Below are 15,170 nucleotides of genomic sequence, written 5' to 3'. Positions count from 1 at the left end.
TTCAAACTATTTTCCCCAACTGCCGGCAGGCAATTCGGGGCGAGTAGCCAACGCATCATTAATAATTTTTAAAACACGCTCACGTTCTTCACCATGAAGCGTTAAACGAGGCGCACGAACTGCTTCGGTACCTAAACCAGTTGCCACTTCGGCAAGCTTGATGTATTGTACCAGTTTTGGATGAATATCCAATTCCAGCACAGGTAAAAACCAACGATAAATGGTTAATGCCTCACTAATTCTATTTTCTTTTATCAGCCTAAAAATCGCTACGGTTTCTTTCGGAAAAGCATCCACCAAACCCGCAACCCAACCGTGTGCGCCCATCACAATGCTTTCCATTGCTAAAGGATCTACACCAGTAAATATTTTAAATCGCTCGCCAAAACGATTAATCAATCTGGTTACGTTAGATACATCTCTGGTAGATTCTTTAATGGCCTGTATGTTATCATATTTGGTAAGCACCTCAAACATATCGAGCGTTACCTCGATTTTATAATCAACCGGGTTGTTGTAAATCATTATCGGCAAATCCGTGCTTTCTGCAATTGCGCCAAAAAATGCTAATGTTTCATCAGCTGCTGCATTGTAACGCATTGGTGGCAATAACATTAAACCATTTGCACCAAGTGATTTGGCTTTTGCGGCAACTTCAATTGCTTTTTTGGTTGTAGATTCTGCAATGTTTAATAAAACTGGCACCCTTCCATTTACTACAGTTAGCGTATGCGATAATAAGCTGAATTTCTCCTCATCAGTAAGCACACTTGCCTCTCCAAGCGAACCACCTAAAATGATGCCTTCGGCGCCAGCTTCTAATTGTGCCTCAATATTTATGTCGAATGATTCGAAATCCAACTCATCGTTTGCGGTAAATTTTGTGGTAACAGCGGGAAATACGCCAGTCCATTTTATACTCATTATTTTATCTTTAAATGATTATTATTTTGATTTATCTTTTCAAAGTTAGCGAATACACCCATCCAACTATTGTTTAATATTAACCGATATGAGTTATAAATACACCAATTTTTTATACAAAATATTATCCTAATTAATTTACTTGTATGACGCTTAGATAATACATAAATTCTATAGCTTGTTTTGTAAATAATGCATCCTGACCATTTCCCAAAGCGATTTCTTGCCAGTTTTCTGTAGGAATAACTTTTATCGATTTAGTTCCTTTTTTAGTTAAAGTGAGTGGCAAATTAAATCCTTTTACACAATTCGTATAACGATAAAAAGCCTTCCCGTTTTTTAAATAATATTCTAACGTTGGTATTTGTATAGTTCTTAAATATTGGTCAAATACTTTATCGTAATTAAACCCTGCCTGTTTAGAAACATAATTTTCTATTTGCTTAGTACTAACCGTTTGATGATAAAATGTTTTATTCAAGCCTCGTAAAATCGATCGGAAAAGTTCATCATTGTCTAATCCGTGACGAATAGAATGCAACATGTTTCCACCTTTTGGATACATATCTCCACTGCCCTGAGCGTTTACACCATAAGGCGGAATGATTGGACTATCGTTTTTGATACCTTTCCTTATACCGAAATTGTATTCATTACCGGCTTGGTTGCCAAAAATGTAATCAACAAAAAGCGTTTCGCTGTAATTGGTAAAACCTTCATGTACCCACATATCAGCTAAATCATTGGTTGTAATGTTGTTGCCAAACCATTCGTGTCCGCTTTCATGGATGATGATAAAATCCCATTTCAAACCCCAGCCATCGCCAGACATATCCCTACCACGATAACCAAATTTGTACCAGTTGCCATAAGAAACGGCCGATTGATGTTCCATTCCGGTATGCGAGGCATCAATAAGCTGGTAACCATCTTCATAAAAAGGATAAGGGCCAAACCAGTATTCAAAGCTTTTAAGCATTTTATGAACCTGATCAGGCATATAGGTTTTCGCCTTCGGATAATTATAATCAAGCACCCAATAATTCAAATCTAAAGCTCCCTTTTCTCCAGCATATTTTTCTTTAAAATTTACGTACTTACCAATGTATGGTATAATGCAGTAATTGCTAATTGGGATAACAACATTGTATTTATATGTTGCAGTACCATTGTTATTATTTTTTTTAAAAACCAACCTACCATTTCCAACAGCTACCAAAGTGTCAGGAATTGTCATGGTTAAAGATGCGCCCAAATTTGGCTCATCACTTTGATGATCTTTATTCGGATACCAAATAGAAGCACCCAAACCCTGGCATGCAACAGTCATCCATGGGCGCCCTAGCGAATCGGCAGTAAAAATAAATCCGCCATCCCATGGTGCTCGCTTTGCCTGATGAACCTTACCATGATAGAATATATTTACGTTGTTTGTTGCCGATATTTTTTGAGCAGGCACATGCGCATACCAAACGCTCCCTGTATGTTCAAATTTTAATTTCTGTTTACCATTGTACAAAATGCTATCAATTATTAATGGCTCTTGCAAGTCTATTTGCATGCGGGTTTTACCATTGTTGGCACCAACAACTTTATATACAATTTGATTAGAACCGCTGATGCTTTTATCATTATAATCGGGTTTAATAGCAAGCTCATAACGCTGCACATCCCACCAGGTACGTTCTGGTGTTAGCGTTCCTCTTAAAGTATCAGCTTTTGTATAAACCTTTTGGCTTTGAGCAAAAGCCTTATTAAAACCTGCTAAAAGGATTAGTACAACAAATAAACGTGTTATTGTTTTCATTAGGTGCGTATTAAAAGGCATTAGTTCTGATGGTTTCAATTTCTTCTACACTTTGCGCAAGATACTTTCCTAGCATTCTGTTTCCTCCCTCTGTAATAAGAAAATCATCCTCAATGCGAATTCCTGTAAAATCTCTAAACTGCTCCAGTTTTTCGTAGTCAATAAATTCAGAAAATTTTTGTTCCACCTTCCATCTGTCAATCAATTCTGGTATAATATAAACACCGGGTTCAACCGTTAGCACATAACCAGCTTCAAGTGCTTTACCCAAGCGTAAAGATTTTAAACCAAACTGTGTAGTGTTCTTTTTTAGCGTTTCGGTGTAACCAACATATTGCTCACCCAAATCTTCCATATCATGTACATCCAAACCCATCATGTGGCCGGTACCGCATTGAAAAAACATGGCGTGTGCACCGGCTTCAACCGCATCATCTACATTGCCTTTCATTAAACCGATGTCTTTTAATCCTTGTGCTAAAGTTTTACATGATGTTAAATGAACATCAAGATAACGGACACCAGGAGCTAAAGCATCTTTCGCGTTTGTATAAGCTTCCAGCACTACATTATAAACATCCTTTTGTACTGAACTAAATTGCTTACTCACGGGGAAAGTTCGGGTAAGGTCGCCTGCATAAAACAAAGCTGTTTCTACGCCCGAGTCATTCAGCACCATTTGCCCTTCCTTTAAAACATTGCCATGGAAATGATTGTGCAGAATTTCGCCACGAACCGTTAAAATTGCAGGATAAGCAAGATTTCCTCCTGATGCTAGTGCAGCTTCTTGAATTTTAGCCGCCAGCTCACGCTCGTACATACCAGGTTTTGCAGTTTGCATCACCATTAAATGTATATCTGCTGATAACACTGCCGCCTTATCCAACTCCGCAATTTCTTCTGCAGCTTTTATTGATCGTTGCGCAATAACCGATTGAATAAATAATACTGAAGCTGAGCTTTCAAGTTCCTGAACCGATATATCAAACCATTGTGATAATTTAATTTTATTCTCGGGCCGATACGGTGGTAAGAAACGAATTTCTCTGTTTTGTTGTTTACATCGAAGCAGATAACTATCCAGGTTGTCAGCTATTTGAATATGGTTTAAACCGGCATCAAAAGCTTTCTCTTTCAAAGTTTTCTGCCTGCCCATCCACACAATATCATCAATGCTCATTTCATTGCCAAAGAGAATTATCTCATCCTGATCTATATCAATTATCGCAGATAATGATGGCTCGCTGATGCCAAAATAATATAAAAAAGTACTGTCTTGCCTAAAATGATAACTATTGGAAGCATAATTCATCGGACTATCCTCATTACCTAAAAAAAGTAATAACCCGTCCGAAAATTTCACCTTTAAAGCGGCTCTTCTTTTAATGTAAATTTCTCTATCAAACATATTTTTTGATGTTAAGCAAATATCCCAAAAGCATTCACTTTAGCGTTATTTTTAAAATTAATGGATAAAATATGGTTCATATCGGCAAAATATAAGCTATCCATATGGTATAAAAATCGCAAATAAATAGTGTTTTGTTTAAAATTAAGGTAAAATACGCACAGTAGCTGCAAAATAACAAGCAACATTTATATATACATTTTAATAATTTTAGTTTTCTAATGAATTAGAATACTGTAAAATATGAAGAGGTTTATTAAAAATTCCATGGCCTTTGGCCTATGGTTCATAAAAAATATAGGGTTGAATAAATCTATAATAAACAGATTCACAAAGTATTTTTTGGTGTTTTGAAAGCAATTCAGAATTCACAATTAATTGCCTCTTGATCAGATATATGTATAATTTCAGTATATCCTAGCGTAAATTTTTCTCTCTCACATATCATCTTTTCTTTTAAAGCCACATCCTTTGTCAAGCTTAGGTTATAACCATAACAGTATTCACCTTTTGGTTTAAAAAATGGCATTAGTATTAGTATTAAAGGGCTATTGTACCCGCATGCAATTATAAATACTTTCGCAATGTTCAAACTATGATGTTCTTCTCATTATAAGTTGATGCAGAAATTTAATCATATTAATTTTAATGCGAATAGCAATTTTAGGTACAAGAGGAATTCCAAATCACTACGGAGGCTTTGAACAATTTGCGGAATATTTAGCTGTAGGTTTAGTAGAAAGAGGTCATAACGTTATTGTATATAACTCTCACAATCATCCTTGTCAAGATACAAATTGGAGGGGAGTGAAACTTATCCATAGATATGATCCAGAATTCAAATTGGGAACTGTTGGTCAGTTCATTTATGATTTAAACTGCATTAGAGATTTAAAAAAACATAATCTCGACATTATCTTGCAGTTAGGATATACCAGCAGTTCAGTATGGTACAAATTTCTTCCAAACAAACCTATACTCACAACAAACATGGATGGTTTAGAATGGAAAAGAACAAAGTTTGGAAAACTTGTACGTCATTTTCTATTGTTTGCAGAAAAATTAGCTGTTAAATCAAGTGACCATTTAATAAGTGATTCAATTGGAATACAAAAGTACATTAATAAAAAATATAATATTGATTCTACCTACATCCCTTATGGTACAATTTTTTTTGAAAATCCAAATGAAAATATATTAAAGGATTACAACGTATCAAAGTATAAATACAATATGCTTTTAGCACGATTGGAACCTGAAAATAGTATAGAAATTATTTTAGATGGAGTGGCCAAATCAAATACCAACACATCATTTTTGGTAATTGGCAGACATGAAACAAAATATGGAGAATATTTAAAGAATAAATATAAAGGTTATAGCAACATTAGGTTTATAGGGGGAATCTATAAAATAGAAAATCTAAATAACTTAAGATATTTTTCCAATTTATATTTTCATGGACATACCGTAGGTGGAACCAACCCCTCGCTACTGGAAGCTATGGCTTCATCTAGTTTAATTTCAGCAAACTACAATGATTTCAACAAATACATCCTTGGTGATAATGCTTTGTATTTTACCACTCCGGATGAAGTGGCAAAGCAAATTAATGAAACAGATAAATTTTCGAAAAAATATTTAGACTTCGTTATTAATAACAACTTAAAAATAAAGGAACAGTTTAGCTGGCAAAAAATAATAGACCAGTATGAACAGCACTTTTTCAAAATAAATACTTTAAAAAATAAGCCTAAACATTCGTAATGAAACATAACTATTATTTACTGCTTTTATTATTATGTATGCTATTCTCATGTAGCGCATACAAGCAAGTACCCTATTTTCAAGATGCGAAGGCAAATTCTACACTTCCTATAGAAAATTATTCTCCTTTGACTGTTCAAAAAAATGACATCCTTGGAATAAATATAACTAGTTTAAATCCTGAAGCATCTGCAATTTTTAACAACAATCTAACAAGGACAAATGGAAGCAATTTTGATGTAAGTCCAGTTAATCCAGTTATGGGCTATTTAGTAGATCAGGAAGGAAACATTAACCTACCTATACTTGGCGAAACTAAAGTTCTTGGAATAACTACATCTGAAGTACAGCAAAAAATTATGGCTAAAGTTTCCTCTCTATTAAAAGGAGCAAGTGTAACGGTACGCCTATTAAATTTTAAAGTTTCTGTTTTAGGTGATGTTGAGCATCCCGGCGTTTTTCCTATTACTAATGAGCGAGTTACGGTTACAGAAGCCTTAGCACTTGCAGGAGATTTAAATATCACAGCAAAACGATCTAATGTTATTCTAATAAGAGAAATGGATGGACAACGAACAATATTCCCAATAGACTTAACCTCAAACAATGCTATTACATCCACACATTATTACTTAAAAAATAATGATGTCATATATGTTCAGCCTGGTAAAACTAAATATGCACAAGTTAGTCGTGGCTTCCAAACAGGAACCTTAATAGTTTCTGCATTATCAGTAATTGCCATTGTATTCTCCACTTTACATAAGTAACTGATGACCAATAAGATATCAAATGGAATGAATTCGCAGGTTAAAAGTCAGAGTGTATTGACAATAATCCTATCAAGGTATTTACCAAAATGGCCTTTTTTCTTATTGAGCATACTCACTGCTCTAGTAATGGCATTTTTATACTTGAAAGTGGTAAGTCCGGTGTATGAAATCAAGGCATCGCTAGTTATAGAAGATAAGGATAAGGTTGAAAAGCAAAAAGCCGCCCTGGATGAGATAGATCTAGCAAATACATCCAAAAAGGTTGAGATTGAGATGGAAGTACTTAAATCTAGACCATTGATTAATAAGGTAATAACAGATTTAAATGCATGGTCATCTTACTATGATTCAAATAAAAAAGAATTATACAACACGTCTCCAATAGTTTACAAGCTGATTGATAATCAACCAAGCTACGAAGGAATGGTGTATGTTAAAATATTAGATGCAAGCAATATTGAATTGACTTTTGGCAAAAACACTATCAGAACTCGTTTCGATAAGGCATTTAAAAGTGCTATAGGGTTAGGACTGATTAAAAATACAAAATTCGTTAAAAGCTACATCGGTTCTACAATTGAGATGAATTTTGAAAACGCAGAAGATGTGGTAACAAAATATCAATCAAATCTTGAAACAAGACTCGTTGATAAATTAGCGCCTATAATTGAATTGAGTTACAAAGATGAAAATACTGAAAGAGGGAAGGATTTTTTAAATTATTTAATTGCAGAATACAAGAACAACAGCACTGACGAAAAAAACAAACTTATAAAAAATACTTTGTCATTTATTGATGAGCGTTTAGGTTTATTAAGTGGAGAATTAACAACTGTTGAAAAGGATATTGAGGGCTATAAAAGTAGCAGGGGGTTAACTGATATTTCTGCAGAATCGAACATTTATTTACAAAATATGCAGTCAAATGATGGTAAATTAAATGATGTTAATATTCAAATAAGAGTAATTGAAGGCATAGAAGATGCTATAAATAAAAATAGTGTACCTGCTACCATTGGTATTGAAGATAAAGGTTTAGTTAATTTAATCGATCAATTATCGAAACTACAGTTGGAGCGTAATAAATTACTGGCTACTACACCCGAAACAAATTATCTATTTGCCCCGATTAAGGAGCAAATAGAAACTACAAAATCTGCCATTAAAGAAAATGTGAGAAATATTAAGCTATCACTTCTTGGCATGAAAAATAGCTTGCAAAATGTTAATTCAAATGTAGAATCATCTATTAAAAGTTTACCTGGTCAAGAACGTGGCTATATTAGTATTAAAAGACAACAAGGCATAAAAGAAAATTTATACACCTATCTTTTACAGAAGCGAGAGGAAGTTGCACTAAGTTATGCTACAACATTAGCCAGTGCAAATATTATTGAAATGGCCTACATAAATACTGTAATATGGCCAAAAAAATCTTTTACATATGCAATCGCATTAGTTATAGCTTTGATAATTACTGCATCAATTGTTTTTGCAAGGGAAACGTTTAATAATACAATATGTTATCCGGCTGAGGTTGAAGATATGATAGAAAAACCCATTTTATGTGAAATTGGTTCAGTTCAAAAATACAACAAATCATTAGCGTTATTGGGTAATGACCCTACCCTTTCACAACAATTTCGGGTACTTAGAAGTGAAATAGATTACCTACATGGAAATAAAAGAAAAGGGCGCATAACTATAATTACTTCAAGCAAACCTGGGGAAGGTAAGAGTTTTATCGCTTATAATCTATCTGCTTCCCTTGCTTCATCAGGCAGAAAAACGATTTTAGTAGAATTAAATCTGCAATCTCCTTGCCTAGTAGAATTATTTAAATTATCTGTCGTACACCCAGGTATTGTAAATTACTTAAATAAAAAAGATTCTATAAATGAAATTATTCAGAATTCGAAACTCGAAAATTTAGATGTAATTACTTCTGGTGAGGCATCAAAAAAACCTTCAGAACTTATTTAAAGTAAGCTAATTATAGACTTATTAGACCATTTAGCAACAAAATATGATGATATTATCATAGATACACCAGCTATTAAAGCATACACAGATGTTTATGCTTTTGCTAAGAAGGCCGAAGTAACATTATTTGTTATTAGAAAAAATGTTACAAAAAAATCTGATTTAAGTTTTATTAATAAACTATTTATTGAAGACCGCTTGCCAAAATTAAGTCTTACACTTAATAGTTAAATTTAGTATAGCTGTATAAAAAAACAATGGACATTAAAAATATAATAAGCCTTCTTTCTGTATTGAGTTTTTTCATTTTCGTTTTAATGGGAACCGATATAAAAAAGAATTATCTATTATATACAGTATTTCTTCTTCCATTTATGGATCTTTTTATAAGCACACAAAATTGGGGTGGATATAAAGTATTTGATATTATTAGCTATTTCACGGTTATTCTATTAATTGGCAAACCTAAAAATACATCCAATTTAGCAACCCTTTACATTTCTATTAGCCTTTTTTTAATGGTGGTTTTAATTGTTGGATGTTTACATTCAGAATTTATTACCAAATCTTTTGTTTTCCTATCTCAATTTATAACTGTATTTATCTATGCTAGTATATTAATAAAGCAATTAAAAGAAGAACCAAACTTCATTTATGAAATTTTAAAAGGACTTAAATTTTCGTGTTTATTTTCCTTAGCATTTTTAGCAATGCAATTAATTTTCGGTCTATCTATGGCTCTTTATAAACTTAATCTTAATGCATCAGCATACGATTCTATTATAAGATACCCTAGTTACTTTGAGGACCCTCAAAAATACGGACAGTTTTTAGCAATGAGCAGTTTTATATTTTTAATTGAAAACCCGGCAAAAAAAATAAATAGCTTAATCAACCCCGCCTTATTTGTTCTGGTGATAATTGCCCTTTTTTTAACTGGAGTTCGAGCAGCTTTTTCGGGGCTATGTGTAGGTATGTTCATAATATTTATTTTCGGAGGTAAAAAATATAAATTGTTGGGTATTGCCTGCGTAGTAGTTGTAGTAATAACAGCAGTATTTTTCTCCAATCATTTCGCCATATTTAATAGAGGTGCAGATGTTAACGATACGGCCAGTGTTAGGTATGCTTATTGGGCTGGTGCATTTAAAATATTTCTTCAAAACCCTTTTCTTGGTATAGGCATTGGCAATTATCAAAACTATGTCTCCTTACATTCACAAGATCAGTACTGGCTATTCTTTGGAACTTACGAATACATGGATCATCCAGAGAGTGGTTACCTTAAACTATTAGTAGAATTTGGAATTTTTGGGTTTATATTGCTTCTATCATTAATATTTTTACCTGTAATTAATGCCTTTAGGGCAATTATAAATCCCATCTTCGTAACTGAAAAAAACATATTATTGTTTATTTCAGCTAGTCTTATTTGTTGGTTAGTAGCATTTGTAACCGTTTATTCATTTAGTGATTTGAGAATAGGAATATTTATTGTAACGCTCGTTTCAATCTTAATATCTCCATCGTATATCGCTCCATTTTATACTACCGATGAAATTTAGTGCTACGATATTTAAGATAAATGAATCTCCTGTTCTCAAAAATAGTATTTGGGGATTGGCATCTAGCCTTACCCAAAACGTTTTGCTTAGTTTGTTTTTTGTAATTGTTGCCAGAAACTATTCAACATTTGATTTTGCTCAATTTTTAATTGCTAATACACTATATCAAATCAAAGCTGCTTTTTCCACACTAGGTTTAGGGCAATGGTTTGTTCGAGAATACCTAATTAGTGAGAATAAAAAAACTTTAATCAGCAAATTTTTAAAGATTCAGTTCTACTCCGGCAATTTTTTTTATCTAGTCAATTTGGCATTAGCTTATTCTATCTATGATGGCAATTTGGTTAGAGAACTTTCTATTGTATTGGGGATAAATGTTGTTTTTGATAATATAATTTTTGCTATAAAAAGTTTAAACATTGCTGATTTTGAACAACAAAAAACATTTAGAATTTTATTAATAGATGCTATTTTGAGATTTCTGATTGGGGTTGTATTAATATTCTATCCAATGCCAATGATGGTTTTATGCTTAATGATTGTTATTGTACGTTTTGCAACACTCTATCTATTTATAAATATTGGAGTAAAACACCTGGTAAACTTTAAAACTATACTCAAAACCAAAGTAAGCTATTTAGACTTAAAAATTCTCATTACTAATAATTGGTCTTTCATTGTAATAGGAAGTATCTCTATCATATACTGGAGAATAGCAAGCATCATTATTTCTAAATTATTAACGAATACAGATGTTGCCAACTATGAGATATCATTCAAAATATTTTTACTAGCTCAATTAGTTCCACTCATATTGTCATCCTCCGTATTTCCATCACTTGTTAAACTTTTCGAAATGCCAGATAAAGCTGATTTCCAAGCGCATTACAAGAAATTTTACATGATCTATTTAATATTTGGATTAGCATCGTTCACTTTCATTTTCTCTTTTTCGGGTTTACTAATACCTTTCGCATTTGGTTCTACTTACACAGAAACATCGAAGTATACCGTTGAAATGTTTTTGACCATGATTGTCTTTCCTACCTTTTTGCTACAAGCTAATGTACTAATAGCTATGAAACTGGAAAAATTAGATATGATTTTAAACATCATAGGGATTTTTATGTATTTAATACTAACATTTATAGGCTTTTCTTATACAAAATCATTGAGTGTAATAAACTATTCCATCTTTATTTCTTTCGTTGTTTTACACATTATTCAAGACATCATACTGCTCAAAAGCCGCATTATTGATTTAAAATACTCCTTAATTGTTTATTCCTCTATAAGCAGCATTGTATTATTATACATATTTCTATCAAATACGATAAACCCTTATTTACTGTTCTCAGTATTTTGGTTGGTGATTATAATTTTTAGTTTATCAGCAAAAGGAATTTTTAAACGCAATTTTTAAACAAATAAAACACCTATTTGAGACTTATTTTAATGAAAAATCAGAATTTAAATATATTAATGCTTCACAGTTCTTCAGATGTTTATGGAGCTAGTAAAATTTTCCTAATTACAGCAGCTCTGCTTAAAAAAAATAATTATAACGTAACAGCGGTAATTTCTGATGAAGGGCCATTGATATCCGAATTAAGAGATCAGCAGATTGAAGTAATTGTATTAAAATTAGGCATTTTAAGACGCAAATACTTTAATTTAAGCGGTTTAATCAACCGCTATTCAGCATTTACTGCAGCCAAGCAAAAGTTGGTAGATATTATAAATCAAAAAAAAATTGGTACAGTATATTCTAATACTGCTGGAGTTCTGGTTGGTGCCTTTGCAGCTAAAAAATGTAACATAAAACACATATGGCACATTCATGAAATTATTGAAAAACCCGCCTTATTTAGCTTAATAATTGGTAAGGTAATCAATAATTACAGCGATAAAGTACTTGTCGTATCAGAAGAAGTAAAAAAGCATTGGTCGAAACACATTGATGCAAATAAAATTTTGACGATTCACAACGGCTTGGATTATTCAGAATATTCAATAGTTCAGTCTTCTATAAGGAAAGAATTAAATATTCAACCTCATGAAATTTTAATTGGTATGGTTGGAAGAGTAAATGCATGGAAAGGACAAAAATACTTTGTAGAACTTGCTACTATACTTACCAAACAATTCAATAATGTCAAATTTTTAATGGCTGGTGATGCATACCCGGGATATGAATTTCTTCAAGCAGAACTGAACAATATAATAGCTAATAGTGGTCTCAAGCATAAGGTTCTAAACCTAGGCTTTAGAAACGATATACCGAATATATTGAACGGTCTGGATATTTTTGTATTACCCTCAATCTTACCAGATCCTTTACCAACGGTAGTATTAGAAGCAATGGCTAGCCATAAACCTGTAATTGCAACAGCACATGGTGGCGCACTAGAAATGGTTGATAATATGAATACCGGCTTTCTAATTCCATGGAATAATGCTGAAGATGCAGCTAAATGCTTTTCTTACTTAATAACGGATGCGCCTACTCGAATAAAAATGGGAAATAATGCAAGCAAAAGAGTGCACGAACTTTTTTCCAAGGAGCGCTATGAAATATCAATTTTGGATGCTCTAAAATTCAACTGATTAAAAGTAAAGTAAATGATAGAACTATCCATTATTGTTCCAGTATATAATAAAGCTCAATATATTGATGTTTGTATTGAGTCAATATTAAAGCAATCCATTTCTGATTTTGAATTGATTTTAGTAAATGATGGTTCTACCGATAGTAGTGGTGCAAGGTGTGATGAATTTGCAAAAAGGGATAATAGAATAACTGTTATACACCAAGTTAATGAGGGCGTATCATCGGCACGAAATGCTGGCTCAAAAGTAGCAAAAGGTAAATATATTGGTTTTGTTGATGCAGACGATATTTTGTACATCAAAATGTATGAAGTCTTAATTAGTAATATCAAAAAATACAATGCTGATATTTCGATATGTGGAGTAAGAAGAGTTTCTCCTGGTAAAATTCAACTTTTCGGTGGTAATAATACTATAAGAATTTACAATCGTGATGAAGGTATAACGGGATTATTTAGTGGAGAAATTTTGTTAAGCAACTACGATAAAATTTATAAAAAGGAAACCGTTGAGGAAATCTTTTTTAAACCTACAGCATCAATATTTGAAGATGCTTACTATAATTTTCAAGCACTAAAAACTGCAAACAAAACGGTTTATGACGACAGAATATTATATGATTATATGATTAGAGATAATTCTCTAAGTCAAGCTGCATTTAGTCAAAAATATATGAAAGCGCTATATATCACTAAAGAAATCGTTAACACCTGTCAGAATGAACTTCAAAATCATATAGATGAAGCAAAGGCTTTTGATTTTAATATAAACATGATATATCTAAATATGATTTTGGTAGAATCTACTAAAACACACTATCATGAATATAGTATAATTAAAGAAAACCTATTGAGTTATCATAATTTTTATAAAGAAAACCAATATGTAAGCAAAAGATACAAATATGGATATACGCTCTTTAGATTTTCACCTTTGCTTTACGCCAGCATTTTGAAAATTTACAGCACTTTAACAAATTCTGAACACATCAACAGGAAAAAAAAACTTTCTCAATAATAATATAAACAACATAACAAATTCAATATCTGCATGGAAGATTTTAACAATAAATCATACAATAGCTTACAAAAAAAAACATACAATATCTTTCAAGACTGGAAGATAAATGAAGGGAATATTAAAGGAAGGATAGTATTGGTTTTGTATCGATTGGCATCGCTTATTAGAAGCAAAAAAATACTGGTTATATTCTTTTTTTGGTACCTCCTCTTTTACCGGATTTTTGTGGAGTGGTTCTTAAATATTGAGATCCATTGGAATTCGAAAATAGGCAAAGGTTTAAGATTAGAACATGGACACGGTACTGTTATCCATGGCGATGCTACATTAGGAAATTATTGCACAATTAGACATTTAACAACTATAGGAATAATAAAACATGATGATGGAAGTTACAGCCATACACCGCAGTTGGGCAACAATGTAGATGTGGGTGCAAGTGTAACAATCATTGGAGGTGTTAATATTGGAGACAATGTTTTAATAGGAGCCGCATCGCTTGTTGTTAGAGATATCCCTGCAAATACTACGGCATTAGGCAATCCTGCACGTGTTGTTAAAAGACATGAGGTTGCAGAAGTATCTAAACAAATATCATATGTCGTTGAATAAATATTTCGCTCAACTAAAGAAAAGATTTTCGGGTTGGTCCAATCAAGATGTATTTACCACCGTATTAACCATCATAACATATATTTTAAGAGGCTGTTATGTTAGATTATTTATGGGTAAAACCAAGGGTTTGGTGATGATTGGTAAGGGAACAACAATTCGGTACTCTAACCATCTATTTGCTGGTCATGATTTAATTATTGAAGATTATGCAGAAGTTAACTGCATGGCATCAAAAAGTATCACAATAGGCAACCGGGTAACTATTGGTCGGTTCGCTGTTATCAGACCATCAAATGCTTATGGAGGTGAAGTAGGTGAAGGCTTAAGGATAGGGAATAATTCGAGCATTGGCACATATAATTACATCGGTTGTTCAGGATTTATTGACATAGGTAATAACGTAATGATAGGCCCCGAGTTGGTCTTTTTGCTGAAAATCATAAGTTTGAAAGAACTGATATTCCAATGCATGAACAAGGAGTTGAGAGAGAATTCATTAAGATAGAGGATGATTGCTGGATTGGAACAAATAGCGTGATTTTATCTGGAGTAACTGTTGGCAAAGGGTCTATAATAGCGGCGGGGAGTGTGGTAACTAAAAGTGTTGAGCCATATAGTATTATGGGCGGTGTTCCAGCTAAACTAATTAAAAAAAGATAAGTAAACTCTAAAATAACTTAATACTTAAACTAAACTAT

13 protein-coding genes are annotated in these 15,170 nt (G+C 32.6%); 10 read left to right on the top strand and 3 right to left on the bottom strand.

All coding sequences use genetic code 11. The annotated features are described in order from the left end of the window. Positions 1 to 6: 6 nt before the first annotated feature. The 3 genes from ACFOWA_RS04395 to ACFOWA_RS04385 form a co-directional block, all read right to left on the bottom strand. The gene (locus tag ACFOWA_RS04395) at positions 7 to 924 is read right to left on the bottom strand and encodes a dihydrodipicolinate synthase family protein (protein WP_378982165.1); all 918 of its coding nucleotides are present in this window, start codon (positions 922 to 924) and stop codon (positions 7 to 9) included. 133 nt (positions 925 to 1,057) lie between these two features. Next, on the bottom strand, positions 1,058 to 2,731 hold the full coding sequence (locus ACFOWA_RS04390; RefSeq protein ID WP_378982163.1) for a M1 family metallopeptidase: 1,674 nt from the start codon (positions 2,729 to 2,731) through the stop codon (positions 1,058 to 1,060). A 10-nt stretch (positions 2,732 to 2,741) separates the two neighbouring features. Beyond that, complete coding sequence (locus ACFOWA_RS04385) at positions 2,742 to 4,139, bottom strand: aminopeptidase P N-terminal domain-containing protein (protein WP_378982161.1); 1,398 nt, start codon at positions 4,137 to 4,139, stop codon at positions 2,742 to 2,744. Positions 4,140 to 4,787: 648 nt separating this feature from the next. Here ACFOWA_RS04385 and ACFOWA_RS04380 point away from each other — a divergent pair. The 10 genes from ACFOWA_RS04380 to ACFOWA_RS04335 all read left to right on the top strand — a co-directional run bounded on the left by ACFOWA_RS04380 (position 4,788) and on the right by ACFOWA_RS04335 (position 15,132). Further along, on the top strand, positions 4,788 to 5,906 hold the full coding sequence (locus ACFOWA_RS04380) for a DUF1972 domain-containing protein (protein WP_378982159.1): 1,119 nt from the start codon (positions 4,788 to 4,790) through the stop codon (positions 5,904 to 5,906). 38 nt (positions 5,907 to 5,944) lie between these two features. After that, positions 5,945 to 6,676, top strand: coding sequence for a polysaccharide biosynthesis/export family protein (locus ACFOWA_RS04375; RefSeq protein WP_378982157.1), 732 nt, complete (start codon positions 5,945 to 5,947; stop codon positions 6,674 to 6,676). Between the two features lie 3 nt (positions 6,677 to 6,679). Continuing rightward, the gene (locus tag ACFOWA_RS04370) at positions 6,680 to 8,662 is read left to right on the top strand and encodes a GumC family protein (RefSeq protein WP_378982155.1); all 1,983 of its coding nucleotides are present in this window, start codon (positions 6,680 to 6,682) and stop codon (positions 8,660 to 8,662) included. 317 nt (positions 8,663 to 8,979) lie between these two features. After that, complete coding sequence (locus tag ACFOWA_RS04365) at positions 8,980 to 10,227, top strand: O-antigen ligase family protein (RefSeq protein ID WP_378982153.1); 1,248 nt, start codon at positions 8,980 to 8,982, stop codon at positions 10,225 to 10,227. Continuing rightward, complete coding sequence (locus ACFOWA_RS04360) at positions 10,217 to 11,650, top strand: oligosaccharide flippase family protein (RefSeq protein WP_378982151.1); 1,434 nt, start codon at positions 10,217 to 10,219, stop codon at positions 11,648 to 11,650. Before ACFOWA_RS04365 ends, ACFOWA_RS04360 begins: the two co-directional genes overlap by 11 nt. A 32-nt stretch (positions 11,651 to 11,682) precedes the next feature. Beyond that, positions 11,683 to 12,834: a glycosyltransferase family 4 protein gene (locus tag ACFOWA_RS04355; protein ID WP_378982149.1), complete on the top strand. Its 1,152-nt coding sequence runs from the start codon at positions 11,683 to 11,685 to the stop codon at positions 12,832 to 12,834. Positions 12,835 to 12,849: 15 nt separating this feature from the next. Next, entirely contained in the window at positions 12,850 to 13,854 is a 1,005-nt protein-coding gene (locus ACFOWA_RS04350; RefSeq protein WP_378982147.1) for a glycosyltransferase, read from the top strand. 33 nt (positions 13,855 to 13,887) lie between these two features. Next, on the top strand, positions 13,888 to 14,469 hold the full coding sequence (locus tag ACFOWA_RS04345; protein ID WP_378982145.1) for a serine acetyltransferase: 582 nt from the start codon (positions 13,888 to 13,890) through the stop codon (positions 14,467 to 14,469). Continuing rightward, positions 14,456 to 14,977, top strand: coding sequence for an acyltransferase (locus ACFOWA_RS04340; RefSeq protein ID WP_378982143.1), 522 nt, complete (start codon positions 14,456 to 14,458; stop codon positions 14,975 to 14,977). The genes ACFOWA_RS04345 and ACFOWA_RS04340 overlap by 14 nt, the downstream gene beginning before the upstream one ends. After that, positions 14,938 to 15,132: a DapH/DapD/GlmU-related protein gene (locus ACFOWA_RS04335; RefSeq protein ID WP_378982141.1), complete on the top strand. Its 195-nt coding sequence runs from the start codon at positions 14,938 to 14,940 to the stop codon at positions 15,130 to 15,132. The genes ACFOWA_RS04340 and ACFOWA_RS04335 overlap by 40 nt, the downstream gene beginning before the upstream one ends. The last annotated feature ends 38 nt before the right edge of the window (positions 15,133 to 15,170 follow it).

This window comes from Pedobacter lithocola (genome assembly GCF_042650845.1).
In the GTDB taxonomy this organism is placed as follows: domain Bacteria; phylum Bacteroidota; class Bacteroidia; order Sphingobacteriales; family Sphingobacteriaceae; genus Pedobacter; species Pedobacter lithocola.
This window is presented reverse-complemented; position numbering and strand designations above follow the sequence as displayed.